The organism is Thioclava arctica (assembly GCF_040892615.1).
Lineage (GTDB): Bacteria > Pseudomonadota > Alphaproteobacteria > Rhodobacterales > Rhodobacteraceae > Thioclava > Thioclava arctica.
This window is the reverse complement of sequence record NZ_JBFRYC010000002.1, coordinates 440,493-462,653: the sequence shown is the minus strand read 5'-3', so window position 1 is coordinate 462,653 and position 22,161 is coordinate 440,493. Positions and strand designations below refer to the sequence as shown.

General features: G+C 61.8%; 19 protein-coding genes. 14 read left to right on the top strand and 5 right to left on the bottom strand.

The window, feature by feature from the left end:
* The first annotated feature begins 105 nt into the window (after nt 1-105).
* The 5 genes from lgt (at nt 106) to AB4874_RS04985 (ending at nt 4,405) form a co-directional block, all read left to right on the top strand.
* Nucleotides 106-1,008, top strand: a complete 903-nt coding sequence (gene lgt, locus AB4874_RS05005; protein ID WP_438273444.1) for a prolipoprotein diacylglyceryl transferase — start codon at nt 106-108, stop codon at nt 1,006-1,008.
* A complete protein-coding gene (locus AB4874_RS05000) occupies nt 1,005-2,081 on the top strand; it encodes a class I SAM-dependent methyltransferase (RefSeq protein WP_368391162.1) in 1,077 nt (358 codons plus the stop codon). The genes lgt and AB4874_RS05000 overlap by 4 nt, the downstream gene beginning before the upstream one ends.
* Before the next feature lie 21 nt (nt 2,082-2,102).
* Nucleotides 2,103-2,864: a peptidoglycan editing factor PgeF gene (gene pgeF, locus AB4874_RS04995; RefSeq protein ID WP_368391161.1), complete on the top strand. Its 762-nt coding sequence runs from the start codon at nt 2,103-2,105 to the stop codon at nt 2,862-2,864.
* Nucleotides 2,865-3,098: 234 nt separating this feature from the next.
* Nucleotides 3,099-3,260 (top strand): hypothetical protein, encoded by a 162-nt coding sequence (locus tag AB4874_RS04990; RefSeq protein WP_368391160.1) that lies wholly within the window; start codon nt 3,099-3,101, stop codon nt 3,258-3,260.
* 335 nt (nt 3,261-3,595) lie between these two features.
* Nucleotides 3,596-4,405, top strand: a complete 810-nt coding sequence (locus AB4874_RS04985) for a Hint domain-containing protein (RefSeq protein ID WP_368391159.1) — start codon at nt 3,596-3,598, stop codon at nt 4,403-4,405.
* Nucleotides 4,406-4,482: 77 nt separating this feature from the next.
* On the opposite strand, the gene AB4874_RS04980 is transcribed toward AB4874_RS04985, so the two are convergent.
* The gene (locus tag AB4874_RS04980) at nt 4,483-6,300 is read right to left on the bottom strand and encodes a M3 family oligoendopeptidase (RefSeq protein WP_368391158.1); all 1,818 of its coding nucleotides are present in this window, start codon (nt 6,298-6,300) and stop codon (nt 4,483-4,485) included.
* A 200-nt stretch (nt 6,301-6,500) separates the two neighbouring features.
* On the opposite strand from AB4874_RS04980, the gene AB4874_RS04975 reads away from it, so the two are divergent.
* The 4 genes from AB4874_RS04975 to AB4874_RS04960 are packed head-to-tail and all read left to right on the top strand — an operon-like array spanning nt 6,501 to nt 10,442.
* A complete protein-coding gene (locus AB4874_RS04975; RefSeq protein ID WP_295532673.1) occupies nt 6,501-7,913 on the top strand; it encodes a circularly permuted type 2 ATP-grasp protein in 1,413 nt (470 codons plus the stop codon).
* 4 nt (nt 7,914-7,917) lie between these two features.
* Nucleotides 7,918-8,874: an alpha-E domain-containing protein gene (locus tag AB4874_RS04970; RefSeq protein WP_368391157.1), complete on the top strand. Its 957-nt coding sequence runs from the start codon at nt 7,918-7,920 to the stop codon at nt 8,872-8,874.
* Complete coding sequence (locus tag AB4874_RS04965) at nt 8,871-9,683, top strand: transglutaminase family protein (RefSeq protein WP_368391156.1); 813 nt, start codon at nt 8,871-8,873, stop codon at nt 9,681-9,683. Before AB4874_RS04970 ends, AB4874_RS04965 begins: the two co-directional genes overlap by 4 nt.
* Before the next feature lie 33 nt (nt 9,684-9,716).
* Nucleotides 9,717-10,442 carry an Ntn hydrolase family protein gene (locus AB4874_RS04960; RefSeq protein ID WP_368391155.1) on the top strand — a complete coding sequence of 242 codons (726 nt, stop codon included), beginning with the start codon at nt 9,717-9,719 and terminating at the stop codon, nt 10,440-10,442.
* Here AB4874_RS04960 and AB4874_RS04955 read toward each other — a convergent pair.
* Together AB4874_RS04955 and AB4874_RS04950 are read right to left on the bottom strand one after the other, a co-directional pair.
* On the bottom strand, nt 10,423-11,397 hold the full coding sequence (locus tag AB4874_RS04955) for an alpha/beta hydrolase (protein ID WP_295532643.1): 975 nt from the start codon (nt 11,395-11,397) through the stop codon (nt 10,423-10,425). The two genes, AB4874_RS04960 and AB4874_RS04955, sit on opposite strands and share 20 nt — an antisense overlap.
* Nucleotides 11,397-11,684: an SCP2 sterol-binding domain-containing protein gene (locus tag AB4874_RS04950; protein ID WP_295532645.1), complete on the bottom strand. Its 288-nt coding sequence runs from the start codon at nt 11,682-11,684 to the stop codon at nt 11,397-11,399. Before AB4874_RS04950 ends, AB4874_RS04955 begins: the two co-directional genes overlap by 1 nt.
* Nucleotides 11,685-11,796: 112 nt before the next feature.
* Here AB4874_RS04950 and AB4874_RS04945 point away from each other — a divergent pair, with 112 nt between their 5' ends.
* The 5 genes from AB4874_RS04945 (at nt 11,797) to AB4874_RS04925 (ending at nt 16,742) form a co-directional block, all read left to right on the top strand.
* Nucleotides 11,797-12,321, top strand: a complete 525-nt coding sequence (locus AB4874_RS04945; protein WP_295532647.1) for a tetratricopeptide repeat protein — start codon at nt 11,797-11,799, stop codon at nt 12,319-12,321.
* Nucleotides 12,322-12,340: 19 nt separating this feature from the next.
* Nucleotides 12,341-15,166: a helicase-related protein gene (locus tag AB4874_RS04940; protein WP_368391154.1), complete on the top strand. Its 2,826-nt coding sequence runs from the start codon at nt 12,341-12,343 to the stop codon at nt 15,164-15,166.
* Between the two features lie 12 nt (nt 15,167-15,178).
* Nucleotides 15,179-15,457 (top strand): RNA-binding S4 domain-containing protein, encoded by a 279-nt coding sequence (locus AB4874_RS04935; protein WP_368391153.1) that lies wholly within the window; start codon nt 15,179-15,181, stop codon nt 15,455-15,457.
* A gap of 102 nt (nt 15,458-15,559) precedes the next feature.
* Entirely contained in the window at nt 15,560-15,898 is a 339-nt protein-coding gene (gene fdxA, locus AB4874_RS04930) for a ferredoxin FdxA (RefSeq protein ID WP_295532653.1), read from the top strand.
* A gap of 334 nt (nt 15,899-16,232) precedes the next feature.
* A complete protein-coding gene (locus AB4874_RS04925; protein ID WP_295532655.1) occupies nt 16,233-16,742 on the top strand; it encodes a CarD family transcriptional regulator in 510 nt (169 codons plus the stop codon).
* 129 nt (nt 16,743-16,871) lie between these two features.
* Here the strand turns inward: AB4874_RS04925 and AB4874_RS04920 are convergent, their stop codons facing one another.
* Together AB4874_RS04920 and AB4874_RS04915 are read right to left on the bottom strand one after the other, a co-directional pair.
* On the bottom strand, nt 16,872-18,764 hold the full coding sequence (locus tag AB4874_RS04920; protein WP_295532657.1) for a monovalent cation:proton antiporter-2 (CPA2) family protein: 1,893 nt from the start codon (nt 18,762-18,764) through the stop codon (nt 16,872-16,874).
* A 131-nt stretch (nt 18,765-18,895) separates the two neighbouring features.
* Nucleotides 18,896-21,979 (bottom strand): hypothetical protein, encoded by a 3,084-nt coding sequence (locus AB4874_RS04915; protein ID WP_368391152.1) that lies wholly within the window; start codon nt 21,977-21,979, stop codon nt 18,896-18,898.
* Nucleotides 21,980-22,161: the final 182 nt, after the last annotated feature.

Below are 22,161 nucleotides of genomic sequence, written 5' to 3'. Positions count from 1 at the left end.
AATCGGTTGAGGACTATATGGGCCGCGCGGCGCTGGGGTGCAAGGTTGACTTCCCGCACCTAGCAAGGCTTTCTCGCGGCGCATCATCCCGAGGAGACCGCATTGCTGCCCCTTGCCATTCCCTTTCCGCAATTTGACCCGGTCGCGTTGACCATCCCGTTCGTGGGGCTGCCGATCCGCTGGTATGCGCTGGCCTATATTACCGGGCTGGTGCTGGGCTGGCGCATCATCGTGGCGCTGATGAAGCGCCCCGGATTGTGGCCTGCCGATCGCGCGCCGATGGCGCCGGGCCGCGTCGAAGACCTGCTCACGGCGGTGATTTTGGGCGTGGTTCTGGGCGGGCGTCTGGGGTTCGTGCTGTTTTACGAACCGGCTTGGTATCTGGCGCATCCGCTGGATGTGCTTAAGGTCTGGCAGGGCGGCATGTCGTTTCACGGCGGGTTTCTGGGTACGCTGGTGGCGGGCTGGTGGTTCGCGCGCCGCCATGACGTGCCCAAGCTGCAACTCGCTGATGCGATGGCCTTGGTCGCGCCGATTGGGCTGTTTCTGGGCCGGATCGCCAACTTCATCAAACCCGAGCTGTGGGGCCGTCCGACCGATGTGCCGTGGGGGGTGATCTTTCCGGGTGAAGCCGCCCAAACCTGTCTGGGCATCGCAGGGCAGGTGGATGGGATCTGCGCGCGCCACCCCTCGCAACTTTATGAGGCAGGGCTGGAGGGGATCGTGCTGGGCCTGATCTTGTGGGGGATGATGCGCTTTGCGCGTTCGCTGAAACGCCCCGGTCTGAGCCTGGGCATCTTCCTGACGGGCTATGGCTGCGCGCGTGCTTTTGTCGAGCTGTTCCGCCAAGGCGATCCGCAATTTGTCACCCCCGGCAATCCTTATGGCCATGTGATCCGCTTCACCGATGGGCTGGGGCTGACGATGGGGCAGGTGCTGTCGATCCCAATGATCCTTGTGGGGCTGTTTTTCGTGATCCGCGCGTTGCGGGCGCCCAAGGCAGCATGACGCCGCTGGGGCGACTTCTGGGCGCGCAGATCGCCGCTGAGGGGCCGATGCGGCTGGATCGCTATATGGCGACGTGCCTGTTGCACCCGGCGCATGGCTATTACGCCACGCGCGACCCGTTTGGCACCGCCGGCGATTTCATCACCGCGCCCGAAATTTCACAGATGTTTGGCGAGATGATCGGTCTGGCGCTTGCGCAGACTTGGGTCGATCAGGGGCGCCCAACGCCGTTCACTCTGGCCGAGGCGGGGCCGGGGCGGGGCACGCTGATGGCCGATATGGTGCGCGCGATGCGGGCCGTGCCGGGGCTGCTCGCGGCGACGCAGATCCATCTGATCGAGGCTTCGCCGACCCTGCGCGAAATTCAGCGCGAGACTTTGGCGGGGCATCAGGTAATTTGGCATGACAGCCTCGTCTCGCTGCCCGATCAATCGGTGTTTCTGGTCGCCAACGAGTTTCTCGATGCGCTGCCGATCCGGCAGTTTCAGCGCGCCGATACGGGCTGGTGCGAACGCCAAGTCGGGTTTGCGCCAGATGGCGCGCTGATCCCCGGTCTTGCACCGCCGACATGGCTGGCCGCACTAGAGACGCGGCGCGGCGATACCAAGCCCGGCGATGTGGTGGAAACTTGCGCGCCTGCGGTGGCGTTCGTGGGCGATCTGGCGGCGCGGATCGCAGCCCAAGGCGGAGCGGCGATTTTGATCGATTACGGCAATTGGCACAGCTTGGGCGATACGTTCCAAGCCTTGCGCGCGCATCAGCCGGTCGATCCTTTCGCCACCCCCGGCGAAGCCGATTTGACCGCCCATGTCGATTTTGAGCCGCTGGCACAGGGCGCGCGTGCAGCGGGGGCGCAGGTCAGTGCGATGACGGCTCAGGGGACGCTGCTGGAGCGGTTGGGCATCACCGCGCGCGCGCAGGCCTTGGCGGGCAAGATGACAGGGGCCGCGCTTACAAGCCACATAGCCGCGCATCGCCGCTTGACCCATCCCGCGGAAATGGGTCACCTATTCCAAATGCTGGCGATTGTGCCACAAGGTGCGGCGCTGCCCCCCGGATTTGATGCGGCCTGATTGGCTAGGCAAGGAGATGCGATGGAAACGACGCTTGAAATCCTGACCGCCCCTGCGCTTGGTTCTCTTCAACACGGGTTCTTTACGCGCAAGGGCGGGGCGTCATCAGGGATTTTCTCGGGGCTTAATTGCGGCCCCGGATCAACGGATCAAGCCGGGGCGGTGCGCACCAATCGTACGCGTGCGGCCAGCGCGCTTGGCGTCGCCCCCGAGGCGTTGGTCAGGGTTCATCAGGTGCACTCGCCCAATGTCGTGACCATTGATGCGCCCGCTGAGACCCCGGTCGAGGCCGATGCGCTTGTGACCGCCACGCCGGGCATCGCGATTTCGATCCTGACGGCAGATTGCCAACCGGTTCTGTTTGCCGACCCCAAGGCGGGGGTGATTGGCGCGGCCCATGCGGGCTGGCGCGGTGCCCTTGAAGGGGTGTTGGAAAACACGCTGGATGCAATGGAGCGCCTTGGCGCAGAGCGTGCCAATATCACCGCCGTGATCGGCCCCTGTATCTCGTTACAAGCCTATGAGGTGGGTGAGGAGTTCATGGAACGCTTCATGATCGAGGACCCGGCCTATAGTCGTTTCTTTTCCGGTGGTCCCGGTGGCAAGCCGCATTTCGACCTGCCCAGCTTTAGCCTAAGCCGTTTGCGTGCGGCCGGGGTGGGGGAGGCAGAATGGATCCACCGCTGCACCTATAGCGAGCCCGACTTGTTTTTCTCATATCGTCGCACCACCCATGCCGGTGAGGTCGATTACGGTCGGCTGTTGTCTGCGATTCGTCTGTGATTGCGGCACGAATGGGGGATGGCGCGCCATGGATCGGCCTTACTTGGGGCAGCGTGCAGCGCAATCCCGGCAAAACGCCCTTATTGCGCGGGATATTGAAACAATCGACTTTGCCATATTTCCCGCTGAAATTGTCTGAAAGTTTTTCGTAACCGCCCAAAGCTGGCCGTAAAGCCCTGCCATACAGGATGAAACCGGGAAAACCGGAAACGCATTCTGAGGTAGGAGCAAACCATGAACCGCAAAGCATCCCAAAACCGCTGGATCAAATCCGTGCTGCGTCAAGCCGCCCAAGCTGAGGTGCAGATGCCCTTCGCGCGTGGTGCCCGCAAATCGCTGACGGATCGGCGTGCCGAATATAGCATTGCCCCAGCACGCCGCGTCGCAGCGTCCTGAGCCCCGCGTTTCCTTTCCGGCCTGCACGCCATTTAGAGATGCGCGTGTGCGCCGTTGAGAGGAATGGGGGTGAAGGCTGCCACTTTCGCCCCGAAAATCCCCGCGTTCCGGCCTGCTCCGGGGCGCGGGGTGATTCGTTTCCCGATTGTGTCGAGACAGTGGCGGCGCGTCCCCAAGTCTGAAACGATGCGCATATCGAGGGGCGCATTGCCTGCCCCCGAGGCGACAGTTTACGCAAAAATTTGACGCGAGCGTTCGGAGTGGTCATGGTCATCTCGTCTCTCTGCACCCGGTGGGGGCCGCCGCAGATGTGACCAGACCGAAAGGCTGCTCGCATGAGGAATACCCACCGTTCGGTGGCGGGGCTGTCACCCGTTCACACGACTCTTGATACGCATGTCTCACAGGCACCCGCACGGGTTCTGCGGGCCACTCCGTCGAGTCCCAAGCGCACGCTCAAGGCGTCGGGGTTGACGCGCCGCTACTCTACGATGTGGCTGGGCGAAGACGGGATGATTGAAGATGAATCGCGCATCGCTCCGGCGATTCCTCTGTTCGAAGAGGCGTTTTCGGCACTGGCGCGCGGTTCGGTTCTGGCCACCGAGGAAGGCCCCGTGGCGATCGAAGACCTCGTGCCCGGAATGCGCGTGCATACCGCTGAGGGGCGCGTCGAAACGGTCACCTGGATTGGCTCGATGACGATGTTTCCGACCGGGGGCGAGCCGGGGGCAAAGCTGATCCGTGTGGCTGCCGAGGCCTTTGGTCATGCGCGCCCGATGCCCGATCTGGTGCTGGGTCCGCATGCGCGTATCGGGCTGCGCGATGCGCGCATGCGCGGGCGCATGGGGATCGAGCAGGCCTATGTGCCGATCTCGGGGTTTATTGACGGGGTCAGCGTGGTCGAGGTGCAGCCGATATCGCCGGTCAGCGTTTATCATCTGGTGCTGGAGACGCAGGGGTCGCTGAAGGTCGGTGGGCTAGAGGTGGAAAGCTACCATCCCGGCGAGGGCGCCGAGCGGATGATCGACTCGCGCATGTTGGAACTGTTCACGGGTGTCTTTCCGCAGATATCGCATCTGCGCGATTTCGGTCGCCTGAGCCATCCGCGACTGACGCGATACGAAGTTGAAGACATGCTGGTTTGAGTGGGTAGCAGACCGGTATGAGAAAGCCGCGCGGGTTGGGGGCTCGCGCGGCTTTTGCATATTTGTAGGGGCAGGGATTAGTCCTCCATTGCCTCCAGCTCGTCGATGAAGCCTTCGATCATCGACAGGCCCTTGTCCCAGAATGCCGGGTCGGTCGCATCAAGGCCGAACGGGGCCAGCAGCGCCTTGTGATGCATCGACCCGCCCGCTTCGAGCATCGCGAAATACTTGTCCTGAAAGCCCTGCGGTTCGGCCTCGTAAGCGGCATAAAGCGCGTTCACCAGACCATCGCCAAACGCATAGGCATAGACGTAGAAGGGCGAGTGAACGAAATGCGGGATGTAGGACCAGAAGGTTTCATATCCGGGCATGAATTCAAACACCGGACCCAAGGATTCCCCCTGCACCGACATCCACAGCGCGTTGATATCTTCCGGCGTTAGTTCCCCTTCAGCGCGCGCGGCGTGCAGTTTGCATTCGAAATCGTAGAACGCGATCTGGCGCACGACCGTGTTGATCATGTCCTCGACCTTGCCCGCCAGCAGGGTTTTGCGTTCCGCCTGCGTTTTGGCACCCGCCAGCAGCTTGCGGAAGGTCAGCATCTCGCCAAAGACGCTGGCGGTTTCGGCCAATGTCAGCGGGGTTGAGGCCAGCATCTCGCCCTGTTTGGCGGCCAGCACCTGATGCACGCCATGGCCCAGCTCATGTGCCAGCGTCATCACATCGCGCGGCTTGCCAAGGTAGTTGAGCATCACATAGGGGTGCACGGTGGTCACCGTCGGATGGGCAAACGCGCCCGGTGCCTTGCCCGGCTTCACGCCTGCATCAATCCAGCTGCGTTCGAAAAATGGCTGGGCGATCTCGGCCATGCGCGGATCAAAGCCCGCATAGGCCTCAAGCACGGTGGCTTTGGCCTCATCCCATTGGATTTCGCGCGGGTCGTCATTGGGCAGCGGTGCGTTGCGGTCCCAGATTTGCAGCTTATCAAGGCCGAGCCATTTGGCTTTCAGCGCATAATAGCGATGCGACAGGCGCGGATAAGCGGCGACCACGGCATTGCGCAGGGCCTCGACGACCTCGGGTTCGACGTCGTTGGATAGGTGGCGGCCCGTCTGGGGGGTCGGCATCTTGCGCCAGCGATCCTCGATTTCCTTTTCCTTGGCCAGCGTGTTGTGGATGCGCGAAAAGGTGCGGACCGTCTCACTGAACACTTTCGCCAAGGCCTGCGCCGCCGCCTCGCGCTTGGCGCGGTCGTGATCGGAGAGCAGCGTCGTCGTGGCCTCAAGGCTCAGGGTTTCGCCCTGCACCTCAAATGTCAGCGCGGCGGTGGTTTCGTCAAACAGCCGGTTCCACGCAGAGGCCCCGACAACCGATTGATCATGCAGAAACTTCTCCATCTCATCAGAGAGCTGGTAGGGTTTCATCGCGCGCATCCGGTCAAAGACAGGCTTGTAGCGCGCAACCTGCGGATCGGCGAACACCGCTTCATAGCGGGCATCGTCGATGCGGTTGAATTCAAGGCTGAAAAACACCAGCGGCGTAGTGAAGGTGGTGATTTTATCCTGCGCATCCGCCATCTGTTTGACGCGCGCAACATCGCCGGTGTTCTGGTAATAGCGCAGCCCCACATAGGACATCACGCGGCCCGCTTTTTCTTCGATCGCCTCATAGCGCGCGATGCAGTCTGCCATGGCGGAGGCGTCCAGCTCGGCCAGCTTGCCTTGATAATCGCGCGCAAAAGCGGCGCAGTTTTTCTCAAGCCAGCTCATATCGCTTGCCAGTTCGGGTGCATCAGGTGCTGGATACAGATCGCTCAGATCCCAGTCGGGAAGCGCGCCGAAGGCCCCCGAATTTGCGTTGGCGTCGTAAACGGGGCGGCGGTGCGTGGGTGTCATGGCGTCCTCTTGGTCTGGCATGTTGGTCTTGAGATAGGGGGCTTGGGGCGGGAATGGCAAGGGGTGCGTAAAATTTGGGCATTGTGCGGTAAATTACGCGTTGGTTGGCCAATTCAGCCACTCAACCTTGGCGATTGCCTTTTCCTGTCGACACTCTAGCCTTAGCAATAGTGGGAGAAGCAGGAGTGACCGCGATCGAAATGATAGAATATTTCAACGAGATGTTCGACGGCGATCAGGTGCGTGCGCCTTATAGCGCGCTGGATGGCTGGACCCGCGAGATGCCCGCCGATTTCCGCGCCATGAAACAGGCCGAGGCAGAGGCGATGTTTCGCCGCATCGGCATCACCTTCGCGGTTTATGGCGAGGGCGGCGACCCGGATCGACTCATTCCGTTCGATATGTTCCCCCGCGTGTTCACGCAGATGGAATGGCGCAAACTCGAGCGCGGAATCAAGCAGCGCGCGCGTGCGCTCAACGCGTTTCTTCTGGATGTTTACGGTCGCGGCGAGATCGTGCGTGCCGGACGCATCCCCGCCCGTCTGGTGTATCAAAACGACGCCTATGAGCGCTCTGTCACCGGCTTTGTACCGCCGCGCGGTATCTACAGCCATATCGTAGGCATTGATCTGGTGCGCACCGGGCGCGATCAGTTTTACGTTCTTGAAGACAACTGCCGCACGCCGTCGGGTGTGTCGTATATGTTGGAAAACCGCGAGATCATGATGCGGATGTTTCCGCAGCTGTTTCGCGAGAACCGGATTGAACCCGTTGAGGGCTATCCCGAGGCGCTGCGGCGCACGCTGGCCTCGGTCGCACCGGCAAAATGCAATGGCGATCCCACGATCGCGATCCTCACGCCGGGCCATTTCAACTCGGCCTATTACGAACATTCCTTCTTGGCCGATCTGATGGGGGTCGATCTGGTCGAGGGCGCGGATTTGTTCGTCGAGGGCGGGTTCTGCTGGATGCGCACGACCGAGGGGCCGCAGAAGCTGGATGTGATCTATCGTAGGCTGGATGATGCCTATCTTGATCCGCTGTGTTTCCGCCCTGATTCCATGCTGGGCGTGCCGGGGCTGATGGATGTCTATCGCTCGGGTGGCGTGTCGATCTGCTCGGCGCCCGGTGCTGGCGTGGCCGATGACAAGGCGATTTATACGTTCGTGCCGGAAATGATCCGCTTTTATCTTGGCGAAGAGCCGCTGCTGGAAAACGTGCCGACTTGGCAATGCGCCAAGCCTGATGAGCTGAAATATGTGCTCGAAAAGCTGGGGGATCTGGTTGTCAAAGAGGTCCACGGTTCGGGCGGTTACGGCATGTTGGTGGGGCCGAAATCCACCAAGGAACAGATCGAGATTTTCCGTCACAAAATCATGGAAGATCCTGACAATTACATCGCCCAACCGACCTTGGCATTGTCGACTACCCCGACATTCGTCGAAGAGGGTGTGGCGCCGCGCCATGTCGATCTGCGCCCCTACTGCCTTGTCGGGGATAAAATCGAACTGGTGCCGGGCGGGTTGACGCGCGTGGCGCTGACCGAAGGCTCGCTCGTGGTCAATTCAAGCCAGGGCGGCGGCGTAAAAGATACCTGGGTTCTGGCGGAGTGATGACATGCTAAGCCGGACGGCGGAAAATCTCTTTTGGGTCGCGCGCTATATGGAGCGCGCGGAAACGATGGCGCGCCTGCTAGAGGTCGGCGCGCGTATCTCTTTGACGCCCTCAGCGGGGCATGGCTATCGCTCTGACTGGGTGAGTTTGCTGCAAGCCTCGGGCACCGCCGAAGGCTTTGCTGCGAAATACGGCGATCCGGTGCAGCGCAATATCGAAAGCTACCTGTTCTTTGATCGCGACAACCCCTCATCGGTGATTTCCTGTATCGAACGGGCGCGTGAAAACGCCCGCATCGTGCGCACCGCGATCACCGGACAGGTCTGGGACACGCTCAACACCGCGTTTCAGCAAATCCGCCAATTGGAACGCCAGCCACGCTCTGAGATGGAATTGGGCGAGCTGTGTGATTGGGTGAACAGCAAATCAGCGCTGCTGCGCGGCTCGATGGATGGTACGATGCTGCGCAATGACGGGTTCTTCTTTATGAACCTCGGTTATGCGCTCGAGCGGGCCGACAACACCGCGCGTCTGATTGACGTCAAGTATTTCGTGCTGCTGCCTTCGGTCGAAATGGTCGGCACGGGGCTGGATAATCACCAATGGCGGGTAATGCTGCGCGCGCTGCAAGCCCATCGTGCGTTTCACTGGGCCTATGGCGGTGAGATCACCTCGGCCAAAATCGTGGATTTCTTGATCTTGAACCCGGCCAGCCCGCGCTCGTTGCTGTCATCGACGCAAAAGGTGATGCGCCATCTCGACAACCTGGCGCGGTTCTACAACCAGCCAGCAGGCCCCGCGCAAGAGAGCGCCCAAGCGCTCGTCGCCGCGCTGTCATCCACCCGTGTTCCCGAGATTTTCGACGAGGGGCTGCATGAATTCCTGACCCGCTTCATTCAGGATATCGGTGGGCTGACGGGCCTTGTGCAGCGCAACTACCTGAGTGGAGAGGCGCGATGATTCTCACGGTCGATCATGTAACAACCTATTCCTACGACAGTCCGATGGGCTCATCGGTGCAGTCTTTGCGCCTGTTCCCGTCGCGTTTCGCTGGCCAACGCGAGATTGAATGGCAGGTTGCGGTCGAAGGCGGCATTCGCGGCGGTGAGTTTCGCGATGGTGCGGGCGATAAGGTGGAAAGCTGGTCGATCCGCCCGCCCATCGAGGAGGTCGTCGTGACGGTGCGTGGCAAGATCGAGACCACCGATACGGCAGGGGTGCTGCGCGGCCATCGCGAGTTGGTGCATCCGATGGCGTATCTGCGCGAAACGACCGCGACATGGATCGACGACGGATTGGCGAAACTGGCCTCTGAGGCGGTCGCGGATTGCAGCGAGTTGCTTGATTGCGCGCATCGCTTAAGTGCTGCAGTGGCCGAGGCAATTTCCTACGAACCCGGCACCACCGATGCCCATACCACCGCCGCCGAGGCTTTGGCCCAAGGCAAGGGCGTGTGTCAGGATCATGCCCATGCCCTCATCGCCGTGGCGCGCGCGCATGATCTGCCGGCACGCTATGTCTCGGGCTATTTATTTGCCACAGAAGACGGCGCCCCCCATGAAGCCGCACATGCCTGGACCGAAATCTGGATCGAGGGGATCGGCTGGATCGGTTTTGATGCCGCCAATAGCTGCTGCCCCGATGATCGCTATATCCGGCTTGGCTCGGGTTTGGATGCCCACGAAGCCGCGCCAATTCGCGGCATCACCCAAGGCGGTTCCGAAGAGCGACTAGACGTCACAGTTGCTCTTGAGCAAGTCCAGCAATAAGGTCGCGCTGATCAGGGGGATCAGGGAAAGATTATGACCTATTGTGTCGGCTTGCTTTTGAATGCGGGCATGGTTCTGCTGTCGGATACGCGCACCAATGGTGGGCTTGATAATATTGCGACCTATCGCAAGATGTTCACCTTTGAAGACCCCGGTGAGCGGGTGGTTGCGATCATGACGGCGGGCTCGCTGTCGGTGACGCAAACCACGCTGGCGCGGTTGCGCGAAGAAATCGACTCTTCGGATGCCACTGGCGAGACCTCGATTATGCTTGCACCGACGATGCTGAAGGTGGCCGAGATCATCGGCAATACCATGGCTGGCGTGCGCAAGGATATCGTGAGCCGGATGGAGATGGAGCGAGTCTCGACCTCGGCCTCGATGATCGTTGCGGGCCAGCGCGCGGGCGGCGAGATGCGGATGTTTTTGATCTATCCCGAAGGCAATTTCATCGAGGCGACCGAAGACACGCCGTTCTTGCAAATCGGCGAGCACAAATACGGCAAGCCTATTCTCGACCGGGTGGTGCGCTCGGAAACCACGCTTGAGGATGCACAAAAGGCGGTGCTGCTGTCGATGGATTCGACATTGCGGTCAAACCTGTCGGTGGGCATGCCGCTAGATTTGGCAGTAATTGCCAACAATGACTGCAAAATCACGATGCAGCGCCGTCTTGAAGCGGGCGATCCCGATTTCGCGCGCATGTCCGAGGCGTGGTCAACTGCGCTGCGCGACAGCTTCACGCAGATTCAGCTATAGGTGCCGCTGCCGCGCCTGCCGCGTCAAAAAGCGCCGCGCAGGCATCGTAAAACCGCGCACGCGTGGCGGGCACTTCCATCATGATCTCGTGCTCGGCGCCGGGCATCACGTCAAACTTGGCGCCCGGCCAGCGGCCCATCCGGTCATGAACTGACGGGGTGTAAACAATTTTTTCGACCCCTCCCAGCGCGCAATAGCAGGGCAGATCGGGCGAGGGCAGGGCGTTTAGCGCTTCGCATTCCAGAATGCTTTCCGCGACCCAATGGATCGTCGGGCCGCCCAGTGTCAGCGCAGGCTCTTGGGCCGCTTGGTCCAGAAGCCACGCCCACATCGCAGGATCGCGGGTAAGGCGATTGGCGTTGAAGCTGTCGCGATAGACATAGGTCTGCGCGTTCATGCCCGGCGGGAAGCCCTCGGCAAAGGGGGATCCACCGAACAGTTGCGCCAAGATGATGCGGAACGGGTGCAGCATGGCGTTCACCTTGATGCCCCACATCGGTGCCGAGAACGCGGCGGCGGCAAAAGGGTGGTCCTTGCCCTGTATTGCGCGCAGCCCGATCGCGCCGCCCATCGAATGGCCGATGAAAAAGAACGGGCGGGGCAGAGCAAGCTCATGCGCTGCCTTGATCACCGCCTTCAGATCGATTTGATAGTCCAGGATGCCCCCGACATGTCCCTTCATCGGGTCATTGGGCAGCAGACGGTCGGCAAGGCCCTGACCCCGCCAATCCACCGCCAGCATCGCATAGCCGCGCGCGGCCAGTTCCGCCGCTGCGGGGCCGTATTTCTCGATATATTCGGTGCGACCACATAGCAAAAATACGGTCCCGCGCGGTTTGGCGGGGCCGGGCCAATGGCCAAATCGGATGCGCACACCGTCATCGGTGTGCAGCCAATAGGCCGCGCCCCCCTCGGGGCCACGTGCGATTGCCTCATTGAGGGGGGCGCGTTCCATCAAGCGAGCGCCGCGCCGAGTTGCATGGCCAGCCCCATCGAGCCGTCCACTTTCAGCTTGCCCGACATGAAGGCTGCCGTCGGGTTTACATCGCCGCCCAGCATTCCCTCAAACGTCTCGCGATCTGCGATCATCACGACTTCGGCGTCGTCATCGCCTTCGCGCACGCCGTTTTCATCCACGATGATCGAGCCTTCATCCTCGATCACGAATTTCGCAGTCGACGAAAAACCATCGGGCAGCTTCACTTTCAATGCCTCAACGGCCTTGTTGATAACTTCGCTCATCATCGTCCTCCAGATTTGATCGCCGGGCTCTCGCATTTTCCAGCATTTGTATTATCTAAGTGTTATGTGGCACGCGATCTACAGATACAAATATGCCGTCACGGCATTTTGCTTGAGCGCTACGCTTGGGGCAATGGCGGCTTTCCCCGCTAAGGCCGAAACAGCGGGGCTTGATCCCTATTTCAAGGAATTGGCAGATCCAAGTGAGCAAGGATGGTCACGCGCAGAGGCGGATATCCGCCGGGCGTGGTCGCGCTCTGGCTCGGCGACGATGGATTTGCTGCTCAAACGTGGCGAGTCCGCGCTGGACGAGGGCGATACCGATGCCGCAATCGAGCATTTCACCGCCCTGACCGATCACGCGCCCGATTTCGCCGAAGGCTGGAACGGGCGCGCGACCGCCTATTTCATGGCCGGGCTGTACGGCCCTGCGGCATCCGATATCGCCCATGTTCTCAAACTTGAGCCGCGCCATTGGGGGGCCTTGGCGGGTCTGGGCGCGATGCTCGAAGAAATGGGCGATGAGAAACGCGCGCTTGAGGCCTATCAGGCCTCTTTCGCCTTGAACCCGCATCAACAGGATGTGAAAGACGCAATTGCGCGTCTGGACAAGGCGCATCGGGGAACGGCGCTCTAAGGCCGACAGGGAAGCTGCAATGCAAACCGGGCGGATCACGGCCGTTTTGGGGCCGACCAATACTGGTAAAACCCATTACGCGATTGAACGGATGCTGGCGCATCGCACAGGCGTTATCGGCTTGCCGCTGCGTCTGCTGGCGCGCGAGGTCTATGATCGGATCGTGGCGCAGCGCGGGCCGTCCGTGGTGGCGCTGGTCACCGGCGAAGAGCGAATCGTGCCCGATCGCACGCAATATTGGGTCGCCACGACCGAGGCGATGCCAACCAATATCGGCGCGGATTTTCTGGCGATTGACGAGATCCAGCTTTGCGGCGACCCCGAGCGGGGCCATGTCTTCACCGACCGTTTGCTGAATGCGCGGGGCCTGCATGAGACGCTATTCTTAGGCTCGGAAACGATGCGCGGGGCGATTGCGGCGCTTGTGCCCAAGGCGCAATTTGCCAAGCGCGAGCGGTTTTCCGAGCTGACCTATTCAGGATCGAAAAAGATCTCGCGGATGAAGCCGCGCTCGGCGATTGTCGGGTTCTCGGTGGAAAATACCTATGCGATGGCGGAACTGATCCGGCGGCAAAAGGGCGGCTGCGCGGTGGTGATGGGGGCGCTTAGCCCGCGCACCCGCAACGCGCAGGTCGAGATGTATCAAAACGGCGATGTCGATTATCTGGTGGCCACCGATGCGATCGGGATGGGGCTGAACCTTGATATCGACCATGTCGCGTTTTCGGCCACGGCGAAATTCGACGGCCGCCGGATGCGGGCGCTGTTTCCCTACGAATTGGCGCAGATCGCGGGCCGCGCCGGGCGGCACACGACGGATGGCACCTTTGGCGTGACCGGTGAGGCGCGCCCGTTGGATCCTGAAATCGTCGATGCAATTGAAAACCATCGTTTCGCCCCGCTGCAACGGCTGCAATGGCGCAATTCCCGGCTGGAATTTGGCACGCTGGACCGCCTGATCTCCTCGCTTGAGGCCCGCCCCGAGGGCGAATGGCTGACCAAGGGGCGCGAGGCGGATGATCTGCGCGCGCTCAAGCAGCTTGGCGACGACCTCGAGACCCGCGACCGCATTACCAGCCCGAAAGATGTGCAATTGCTGTGGGATGTGTGCCGAATTCCCGATTTCCGCTCGATTTCCGAGGCCGAGCATGCGACGCTCTTGACGCGGATTTTTGGCTTTCTGCATTCTGGGCGTGGGGTGCCATCTGACTGGCTCGCGCGCCAGATCGAGCGGATCGACCGCACGGGGGGCGATATCGACACGCTCTCGCGCAGGCTCGCCTTTATCCGCACCTGGACCTATGTTGCGCAACGCAAAGGCTGGGTTGATGACGAAAGCCATTGGCGCGAGGCGACTCGCGCTGTAGAAGACCGCCTGTCAGATGCGCTCCACGGCGCGCTGACCCAACGATTTGTGGATCGGCGCACATCTGTGTTGCTGCGCCGGCTCAAGCAGAAGGAGACCCTCGTGGCCGAGGTGAACGACAAGGGCGAAGTGACGGTCGAGGGCGAATTCGCCGGCCGTCTTGAAGGGTTCCGGTTCCGTCAGGATGACACCGGATCACCCGATGAGGCTAAAATGCTCGCCCGTGCGGCCTATGAGGCGCTCGCACCCGAATTCAATCTGCGTGCGGATCGGTTCTACAACGCGCCCGATACCGAGATGGATTTCACCGAGCAGGGGGGCCTGATGTGGGGCACCACTGCGGTGGGCAAGCTGGTCAAGGGTGGCGATGTGATGCGCCCGAGCGTGCAGGCTTTCGTCGACGAAGAGGCGGGTGCTGATGTGGCCGAAAAGGTCACGCGCCGTCTGCAGCACTTCATCGACCGCAAGGTGGCCGCCCTGTTCGAGCCGCTTCTCGCGATGAGCCGCGATGAGGCGCTGGCAGGTCTGGCGCGTGGTTTCGCGTTCCGTCTGGTCGAGGCGCTGGGCATTTTGCCGCGTGAACAGGTCGCAACCGAAGTCAAAGAGCTTGATCAAGACTCGCGCGGTACCTTGCGCAAGCATGGCGTGCGCTTTGGGCAATACACGATCTTCATGCCCGCGCTGCTGAAACCTGCGCCGACCCGGCTGCGGCTGGTGCTGGCCTCGCTTTGGGATGGGCGCGACGAGTTTCCCGAAAGCCCGCCCCCCGGTCTGGTCACGATTCCTAATATCGAAGGCTTTGAGCCCGAGGCCTATCGTCTGTCGGGCTATCGTCCCGCAGGTGCGCGCGCGATCCGCATCGATATGCTGGAGCGGTTGGCCGATCTGTTGCGCGCCAAGGATAGCCGCGGCGGGTTTGAGGGCAATCCCGACATGCTGTCGATCACCGGCATGACGCTGGAGCAATTCGCCGATCTGATGGGTGGCTTGGGCTATAAGGCCGAAAAAGGTGAGCGCGCGAAGGTCAAACCTGCGGCTTTGGAAAAGGCCGAAGAGGCCGCGAGCGCCGAGGCGTTGAGCGAAGAGCTGGCGGTTGAGGCCGAGGCCGAAACCGGTGGCGGCGAGGCTGCCCCCGAGACCCGTCCCGAGGCCGAGGCGGCTGCTGAGGCGGGAGGCGACATGATCGCGCCTGCGGATGTGCCCAGCGATGAGCTTGAGGTGTTTTACACCTTCACATGGGCGCCACGCCCGCGGGCCAATAACCGTCCGCCGCGCCGCGAAGGTGGGAAATCTGACGCCCCGCGTGGTGAACGCAAAGGCGGCCGTCCGCAAGGCAAGTCCTTTGACAAAAAGGGCGGCAAGAAGGGTGGCAAACCCGAGCAAGCGCGCAACTTTGAGGCGCGTCCGCCCAAGAAGGACAAGCCGATCGATCCGGATAACCCCTTTGCCATCTTGGCCGCTCTCAAGGACAAGAAGTAAGCGCGCGCGGCCATGCCTGACGCCCCCGAGCGCATCCGCCTAGATAAATGGCTCTGGCACGCGCGGTTTTGTAAAACCCGCGTGCTGGCGCAAGAACTGGTGCAGGGCAAACGGGTGCGGGTGAATGGGCTGCGCGTGGACAAACCGGGCCGTGCGGTCGGTCCGGGCGATGTGCTGACCTTGCGGATCGGGACAGATGTGCGGCTGGTGCGGGTGTTAGACTGCGGCACAAGGCGCGGCCCCGCCCCCGAGGCGCAAACGCTGTATGAGTCTCTGGCCCCCGAGGCCTGAAGCCCGCGCGTCTTGCCGCGGCGAAAACCCGCGTCGCTCTCTTGAAACGCGCGCCAAGCCCCGATAGGACAGGTCAGGAAGCTGTAAAATCGGGGTTTCGCCATGACCTATGTCGTTATCGATAACTGCATCAACTGCAAATATACCGACTGCGTCGAGGTCTGCCCGGTGGACTGTTTCTACGAGGGCGAGAACACCTTGGTGATCCATCCCGACGAGTGCATCGATTGCGGCGTCTGCGAGCCGGAATGCCCCGCGGATGCGATTCGACCCGATACCGAGCCGGGCATGGATAGCTGGGTGGAGTTGAACCGGAAGTATTCGGAACTCTGGCCCGTGATTACGCAAAAGAAAGACGCAATGCCTGAAGCCGCGAAATACGACGGCGAAACCGGCAAGCTGGATAAGTATTTCTCCGAGGCGCCGGGCGAGGGCGATTGATCTGCCGACTGATTCTGTAACAATGCGTCTGCGCAGGCCGATTCGGGGCCTGTCATATGACTGTTACGCTACGGCACTTTGGTCTGATTGTGCCTGTAAGCCTTTGAAATCCGGAGGCTTCACAAAAGCGAGAGCGCATCACGCTTTAAAACGCATGCTTTTCTTGCTATATTAGGTTCAGAAAAGAGCGTCGACCCCAACTTCTACTTCAGCCTGCTCGCCTGTAGAAGCCGATCTCTCCGTTCAGAAACGTTCACAGGGCCTTTGGCGCTGAGGGCGTGTTATGCTCGCTTGATACCGGGGTTCGAGGCTCGCTGCAAGGAAGCGAAACCGCATGACCAAAACCAAAAAGTCTGAATTCCGCCCCGATGATTTCGTCGTATATCCGGCGCATGGGGTGGGCAAAATCATGTCCATCGAAGAACAGGAAATCGCCGGGCTCAAGCTGGAGCTGTTCGTGATCTCGTTCGAGAAGGACAAGATGACCCTTCGCGTGCCGACCCACAAGGCGACCGAAGTGGGCATGCGCGGCCTGTCCTCGCCCGATATCGTGACCAAGGCGCTTGAGACTCTCAAAGGCAAAGCCAAGGTCAAGCGCGCGATGTGGTCGCGCCGCGCTCAGGAATATGAGCAAAAGATCAACTCTGGCGACCTGTTGTCGATTGCCGAAGTGGTCCGCGATTTGCACCGCAGCGACGATCAGCGCGAGCAATCCTATTCCGAGCGTCAGCTGTATGAAGCCGCGCTTGAGCGTCTGACCCGCGAAGTTGCGGCTGTTTCGGGCACTGACGAGGTTGGTGCTGCAAGAACCGTTGACGAGGTTCTGGTCGGCCGCGCCGCCTGATCTGGGCATATCCTAGAATTTAAAAACGCGAGGCTTTCGAGCCTCGCGTTTTTTTATTGTAGCCCGAGCCGCCATCGTTTTCGCGCGTCAATCGCATCCCGGTTCAGGGCCTCAAGGGGGTGCGCGCCTTTAGGCATCCGGGCCCCCCTCAAGCGTGCCCGGCGGCTCTTGATCGCTCTCGTCTTTCTTGTCGCGACGGCGATATTGCTCCATCATCGCGGCTTCCAACTCGGCGTTGAGTTCCTTTGTGCGCGCAATATAGGCCGGGTTTTGCTCGACCGGAACACCGGGTTTCCAGACCTGCGCCAGATCGCGCACAGCCGCGCGGTCAAGCTTGAAGAACAGCTTTTCCAGCGCCGAAGATTCGAATTCCGACAGGCCGGAATTTTCCAGCACATAGCGACCCGCGCGCAGGCTTGAATCAAACATCTCGCGCACGATGTCATTGGCCCCCGCCTTATAAAGATCAAACACATGGGTGCGGTCGCGCGCCCGCGCAACGATGTGCAAATCGGGGCGGATACGGCGGGCATAGCGCACCAGTTCTGTCGTCTTGTCCCGCCCATCCAGCGCCACGACCAACACCCGCGCATCGGCAATCCCGGCAGCGGCCAACAGGTCTGGCCGGGTCGGGTCGCCGAAATATCCCTTGAAGCCAAAGGTGCGCATCAACTGGATGGTGCGCAGGTCATTGTCGATCACCGTCGTGCTCAAGCCCGACATCGTCACCATCCGGTTGACCACCTGCCCAAAGCGGCCCACGCCCGCAATAATCACGGGCTGGCGCTCTTCGATGTCGTCTGGATCGGGGCCCTTATCAATGCGCGCAAATTTCGCGATGCGATCGTGCAGGATGAACAAAAGCGGCGTGATCAGCATCGAAAGGGCGACCACGACCAGCACCTTCTCAGCCAGCGCATTTGGCAATATCCGCTGCACCACCGCGAAGGAGACAAGCACAAAGCCAAATTCGCCCGCTTGTGCGAGGCTGAGCGTGAACAGCGAGCGATCGGGCCCGCGCAGTTTGAACAGCAGCGACAGGCCATATAACACGCCCGATTTCAGCGCCACGAGCAAGATCACCAAAGCCGCGATATTCCACGGCTGAGCGACGATTACATCGAAATTGATGCCCGCGCCCACGGTAATGAAAAACAGCCCCATCAGCAGGCCCTTGAACGGCTCGATGTCGCTTTCAAGCTCATGCTTGAACTCGCTATCGGCCAGAACCACGCCTGCCAAAAACGTGCCCAAAGCGGGCGAAAGCCCCACGAGGTTCATCAAACTTGCGATGCCCACGACGATCAAAAGCGCCATCGCGGTGTTGATCTCGCGCAGCTTGGCGGTTTGCACGAACCGGAACAGAGGGCGGATCAGGTAATGCCCCATCAGAACCGTCAGCACGACAGCGGCTAAGGTGATCAGCGTAACGCCCCAAGCCGGCATCGACTCGATCAGCCGCCCCACGACGTGATCGCCGTGATCGGCCTTGGCCACCGCGCGCGCGCCCGGCAGTGCCAGCAACGGCATCAGCGCCAGCATCGGGATCACCGCGATATCTTGGGTCAGCAGCACCGCAAAGGCGGACCGCCCGCCCGCCGTTTGCATCAGGCGCTTTTCATTGAGCGTTTGCAAAACGATTGCGGTCGAGCTGAGCGACATAACCATGCCAAGCGCCAGCGCGACGCGGAAATCTTCGCCCAAGGCCATCACGATCCCGGTGACCAGCACCATCGTGATCGTCACCTGCAAACCGCCCAGCCCGATCAGCTTGTGGCGCATCGCCCAAAGCGCGCGGGGTTCCAGTTCCAGCCCGATCAGGAACAGCATCATCACAACGCCAAATTCGGCGAAATGCTGCAGGTCGGTCATCTCGGTTCCCGACAGTCCTGTGACGGGCCCGATCAAAATTCCCGCCAGCAGGTAGCCCAGCACAGACCCCAAGCCCGCGCGAGTCGCCAGTGGCACCGCCACGACCATCGCAATCAGATAGAGCGTGGCGTAAAAGAGAAAGCTTTCCATTGGCTTGGCGGTCCTTCATGCGCGCGCGTATGGCGCCCTGTAGGAAGAGGGATGGGCGGTGTTTGATGCGCGTGCTGCAAGGGTAACTCGCGCATCGACAGGGGCAATAGGCGAAACGGTGTGCGAAGCGACTAACCGTCTTGCAAAAGCTTGAGCGTGTAGCTGCGCGCACCCTTTTTATAGGTTAGCTGCGTCGTGCCGATCGCCGAAACCTGGCCACCATCAAGCTTGTCCCCAACCCCGACCTTGATGAAACGGCCATTTTTCAGTCGTACCAAGGCACGTCGGTTTGAGGACGACCCATAGAGCCCGATCAAGTTGATCTGACGCAGGTTGATCACATTCTTTTCGGTCGCTTGACGTGCAACCGAGGCGGATGTGGGCAGTTTGGGCGCGGGTTTGACCGGTTCGGGCTCGTCAATTTCCTCGGGTTTCGGGGCGGCTGCAACCGCTTTTGGGGCAGGCGCGATAGCCGCTTGGCGGGGCGCGGGTTCTGCCGCGATGGCCGCAGCCAATGCGCTTTCGACCGAGCGGGAGAAGTTGCGCGGCTTGCCCGGCGGTCGGGCCGAGGTGGCCACCGCCAGCGCAGAGGCATCGGCAAACGGGTTGCTAGCGGGCGGCGCTGCGGGGGCTTGGCTCGTGGCCTTGGCGGCGGATTGCACGCTGGCTGGGCGCGCCTCGGGGCGCAATCCGGCAAGGCGGGTGTCTTGCGCCGTGGCGGGTGCGGGCGTCAGCGTGGCGCCATCATCTTGCGCGGCGGGCTGCGCGGGTGTGTTTTGCACCTTGCTAGAAATCGCTGCCGGGCGCAGCACCGGGCGCGCTGCCGCCAGCGTCGGGTCATTTCCGCTTGGCAATGGGGCCGGGGCCGTCGTGGGCAGGGCTGATGCGGGCGCGGCTGGCGTGATCGGGGAGGCGATCGAGGCGGGGCGATTGGCCGGACGAAAGCCTGCCAATTCCGGCAACGCGGCCAGCGTGTCTTCTGGGCGCAACGCTGCGGGGGGCTGGGTCGTGCGCCAAGCTTGCGTGACGCTTTCGGGGCGCGTGCCCGGAACCAGATTTGGCTTGCCGGAAAACAGCGTGAAGCCGCCGGGCATTGGCACGCCCTCTGGCGTCGGGGTGACGCTTGCCGTTGCAGAGGGCGCGGATTCTGGTTTAGGCGCGACATTGCTCCCCACTGCGGGGGCGCTGGGGGGTGCCAAAGGCGTCGCGGTGAAGGGCGGCAGGCTGCTGGGTGCCAGCGGCGCAATTGCTGCTGTCTGCGTATCGGCTTCGGGCGGGACCGCCTCATTCGTGACTGGTGCCTCAGGCGCGGATAGGGTGTCGGGGGCGACTTGGCTCGTCACCGATGGGGCACTGGGTGTGTTTTCGGCGGGCGGTGTCGCAGGCATCGGTGCGAGCACGGCCGAGGCTTCGGGCGCAGCCGTAACCCGCGGCGGTGCGACATCAGGAGCGGCCCCTTCGGGCGCAGAGGCGATCTGGTCTTGGGGCGCAGGTGTGTTGGTATTGCCCAAGAAACTTGTCCATAGCCCGACGATGGTGAGAAACAGCACCAACCCCACGACCAAACTTGCGCCCAGATAGCGCGGCTTGCCACCGATATCGGGCCGCTTTTGCGCCCCGAAAACAGTCTTGGCAGAGGCTTCATCTGCGACGGGCGTCACCGGTTTGGCCTGCGCTTTCGCGGCACTGCTGGCACCCGCTTTCGCCGCTCGCGCCGTCGCGGACAGCGCAGTAGAGCCAATCGCAGCCCCCCCGATAAGCCCCTTCTTCGCGGCCTTCTTGAACGCGTTCGCGCCTGTCTTTTTGAGCGCGGGCGTCTCTGGCACGGGGTCTGGGTCGGGTAGATCAAGCCCCGGGGCCGTGATCCCGGCCGTACCTGTCAGGATTTTCTTGCGCTCGGGTTGTGGCGGGCTAAGTCGGCCCACGCCGCCAAGTTTGGGCGCATGTGCGCCGCCCAATTCAGGCGCGTCGGGGGGCGGGGCGTCTTTTGCCTTGGCTGCGCGCGTGCTGGAAAACGCACTGACAGCGGCGAGGGCGGCAATCGCCTCGCTGGAAAGGTTTTTGACCGCGGGCTGGGCTACTTCAGCGGCGATCTTGGTCGCGTCCGTTTCGGAGGCTGGCTCTGGGGTGGGTCCGCCAACCGGATCGGTGGGGGCCTCTGGTGTCGGCTCTGAGGCATCCTGGCTCGGGGGGGCGGGCCTGTCGAGTGCGGCCAAATCCGCCAGATCCTCTTGGCTGATTTCCTCGGGCGGATCGCTCAGATCGGGCTCGGGGCTATTTTCGGATGCAGCCACGTCCGTCGGCGCGGGCGCAACGGGGGGAGCCTCGGCTGGGGTGTCTTCAATTGGGACGGGCCGGTCAAGCCGGGCGTCTGCCAAGGCTGGGAGCACCGGCTCATCGGGCGCTTCAGCCGCCGTCTCATCCTCAGGTTTAACCTCAGCCTTAGCCTCGATCTCAACCAGCGCCTCTGGCTCCGGCGCAGGAGCGAGTTCTGAGGCAAGCTCGACCTCGGGGGGCGTATCGTCTTGAGAGGGGTCTAGCGTCGCCTCGCTCGGGCCGTCGTCTTGTGCGGTTTCCAAGGGGGCGGGCGCGATTTCAGGCGTGCTCTGCGGCGTTTGTTCTTGCGCGGGCGCGCTGGGCGAGGCCGCCTGCGCAGACTCCGGCACGGCTTGCGCGAAATCGGGCAGCGCCATGGTGTCGCGCTCTACTTGCGCGCCTTCGGGCAGGACGTTTGCCGCCCCAGCGCTTAGCCCGAACCAAGGCTCACCGGTGAAATCTCCCTCCACCGGGATCGCCACGAAACAAATCGGGGAAAAACCATGCGATTGCGCGAATGCCTCGGCCTCGAGCAATGTTTCGCGCGCGACGACCGCCACCTGCACCGTCTGGCGCGTGCCCGACCAGTCATAAACCAGATCGGACACCTGATAGGGTGTCATGCCCTGCAGCGCGGTTTCAATCTGGGCGCGGCGCTGTGCAGGGCTGGGGCCGGGGGCATAGATCGCGGTGTAGAGAATTTGCGAGGCCGGGATCACCAGCTTTGCCAAAATCCCTTTGGGGGAAAGGCTTTGCGCACGCCGACGCAGCGCTGCCAAGTCGTCCGCCATATTCGCAGCCTGAAGCGAGACGTCACCAAGACGCGCCCAGCCCGTGCGCGTGCGATGCGCCAGGCTAATGCCGTCATGCGAAAGGATCAGTGCGAATTCGGGTTTCATGGCAACTCAAACAGATGCGATTTGGCGGCCGAGGCCGTGGTCACATCTTCGTAAAGGGTTTTCCACGCCCTGAAAAGCGCTCTGGATGGGGGTGGCGACCTCTTGCCGCTCTTGGGATGGGTTTATTTTTCTTTGGCGGCGATCTGGCTGTCTTTGCCCAGCGTAGATGCGCCGTGCCCCGC

Bases quoted from the DNA above. Each gene is read 5' to 3' on its own strand.
- AB4874_RS05000 (WP_368391162.1), top strand. From the start codon at position 1,005: ATGACGCCGCTGGGGCGACTTCTGGGCGCGCAGATCGCCGCTGAGGGG.
- pgeF (WP_368391161.1), top strand. From the start codon at position 2,103: ATGGAAACGACGCTTGAAATCCTGACCGCCCCTGCGCTTGGTTCTCTT.
- AB4874_RS04990 (WP_368391160.1), top strand. From the start codon at position 3,099: ATGAACCGCAAAGCATCCCAAAACCGCTGGATCAAATCCGTGCTGCGT.
- AB4874_RS04985 (WP_368391159.1), top strand. From the start codon at position 3,596: ATGAGGAATACCCACCGTTCGGTGGCGGGGCTGTCACCCGTTCACACG.
- AB4874_RS04980 (WP_368391158.1), bottom strand. From the start codon at position 6,300: ATGACACCCACGCACCGCCGCCCCGTTTACGACGCCAACGCAAATTCG.
- AB4874_RS04975 (WP_295532673.1), top strand. From the start codon at position 6,501: ATGATAGAATATTTCAACGAGATGTTCGACGGCGATCAGGTGCGTGCG.
- AB4874_RS04970 (WP_368391157.1), top strand. From the start codon at position 7,918: ATGCTAAGCCGGACGGCGGAAAATCTCTTTTGGGTCGCGCGCTATATG.
- AB4874_RS04965 (WP_368391156.1), top strand. From the start codon at position 8,871: ATGATTCTCACGGTCGATCATGTAACAACCTATTCCTACGACAGTCCG.
- AB4874_RS04960 (WP_368391155.1), top strand. From the start codon at position 9,717: ATGACCTATTGTGTCGGCTTGCTTTTGAATGCGGGCATGGTTCTGCTG.
- AB4874_RS04955 (WP_295532643.1), bottom strand. From the start codon at position 11,397: ATGGAACGCGCCCCCCTCAATGAGGCAATCGCACGTGGCCCCGAGGGG.
- AB4874_RS04950 (WP_295532645.1), bottom strand. From the start codon at position 11,684: ATGAGCGAAGTTATCAACAAGGCCGTTGAGGCATTGAAAGTGAAGCTG.
- AB4874_RS04940 (WP_368391154.1), top strand. From the start codon at position 12,341: ATGCAAACCGGGCGGATCACGGCCGTTTTGGGGCCGACCAATACTGGT.
- AB4874_RS04935 (WP_368391153.1), top strand. From the start codon at position 15,179: ATGCCTGACGCCCCCGAGCGCATCCGCCTAGATAAATGGCTCTGGCAC.
- fdxA (WP_295532653.1), top strand. From the start codon at position 15,560: ATGACCTATGTCGTTATCGATAACTGCATCAACTGCAAATATACCGAC.
- AB4874_RS04925 (WP_295532655.1), top strand. From the start codon at position 16,233: ATGACCAAAACCAAAAAGTCTGAATTCCGCCCCGATGATTTCGTCGTA.
- AB4874_RS04920 (WP_295532657.1), bottom strand. From the start codon at position 18,764: ATGGAAAGCTTTCTCTTTTACGCCACGCTCTATCTGATTGCGATGGTC.
- AB4874_RS04915 (WP_368391152.1), bottom strand. From the start codon at position 21,979: ATGAAACCCGAATTCGCACTGATCCTTTCGCATGACGGCATTAGCCTG.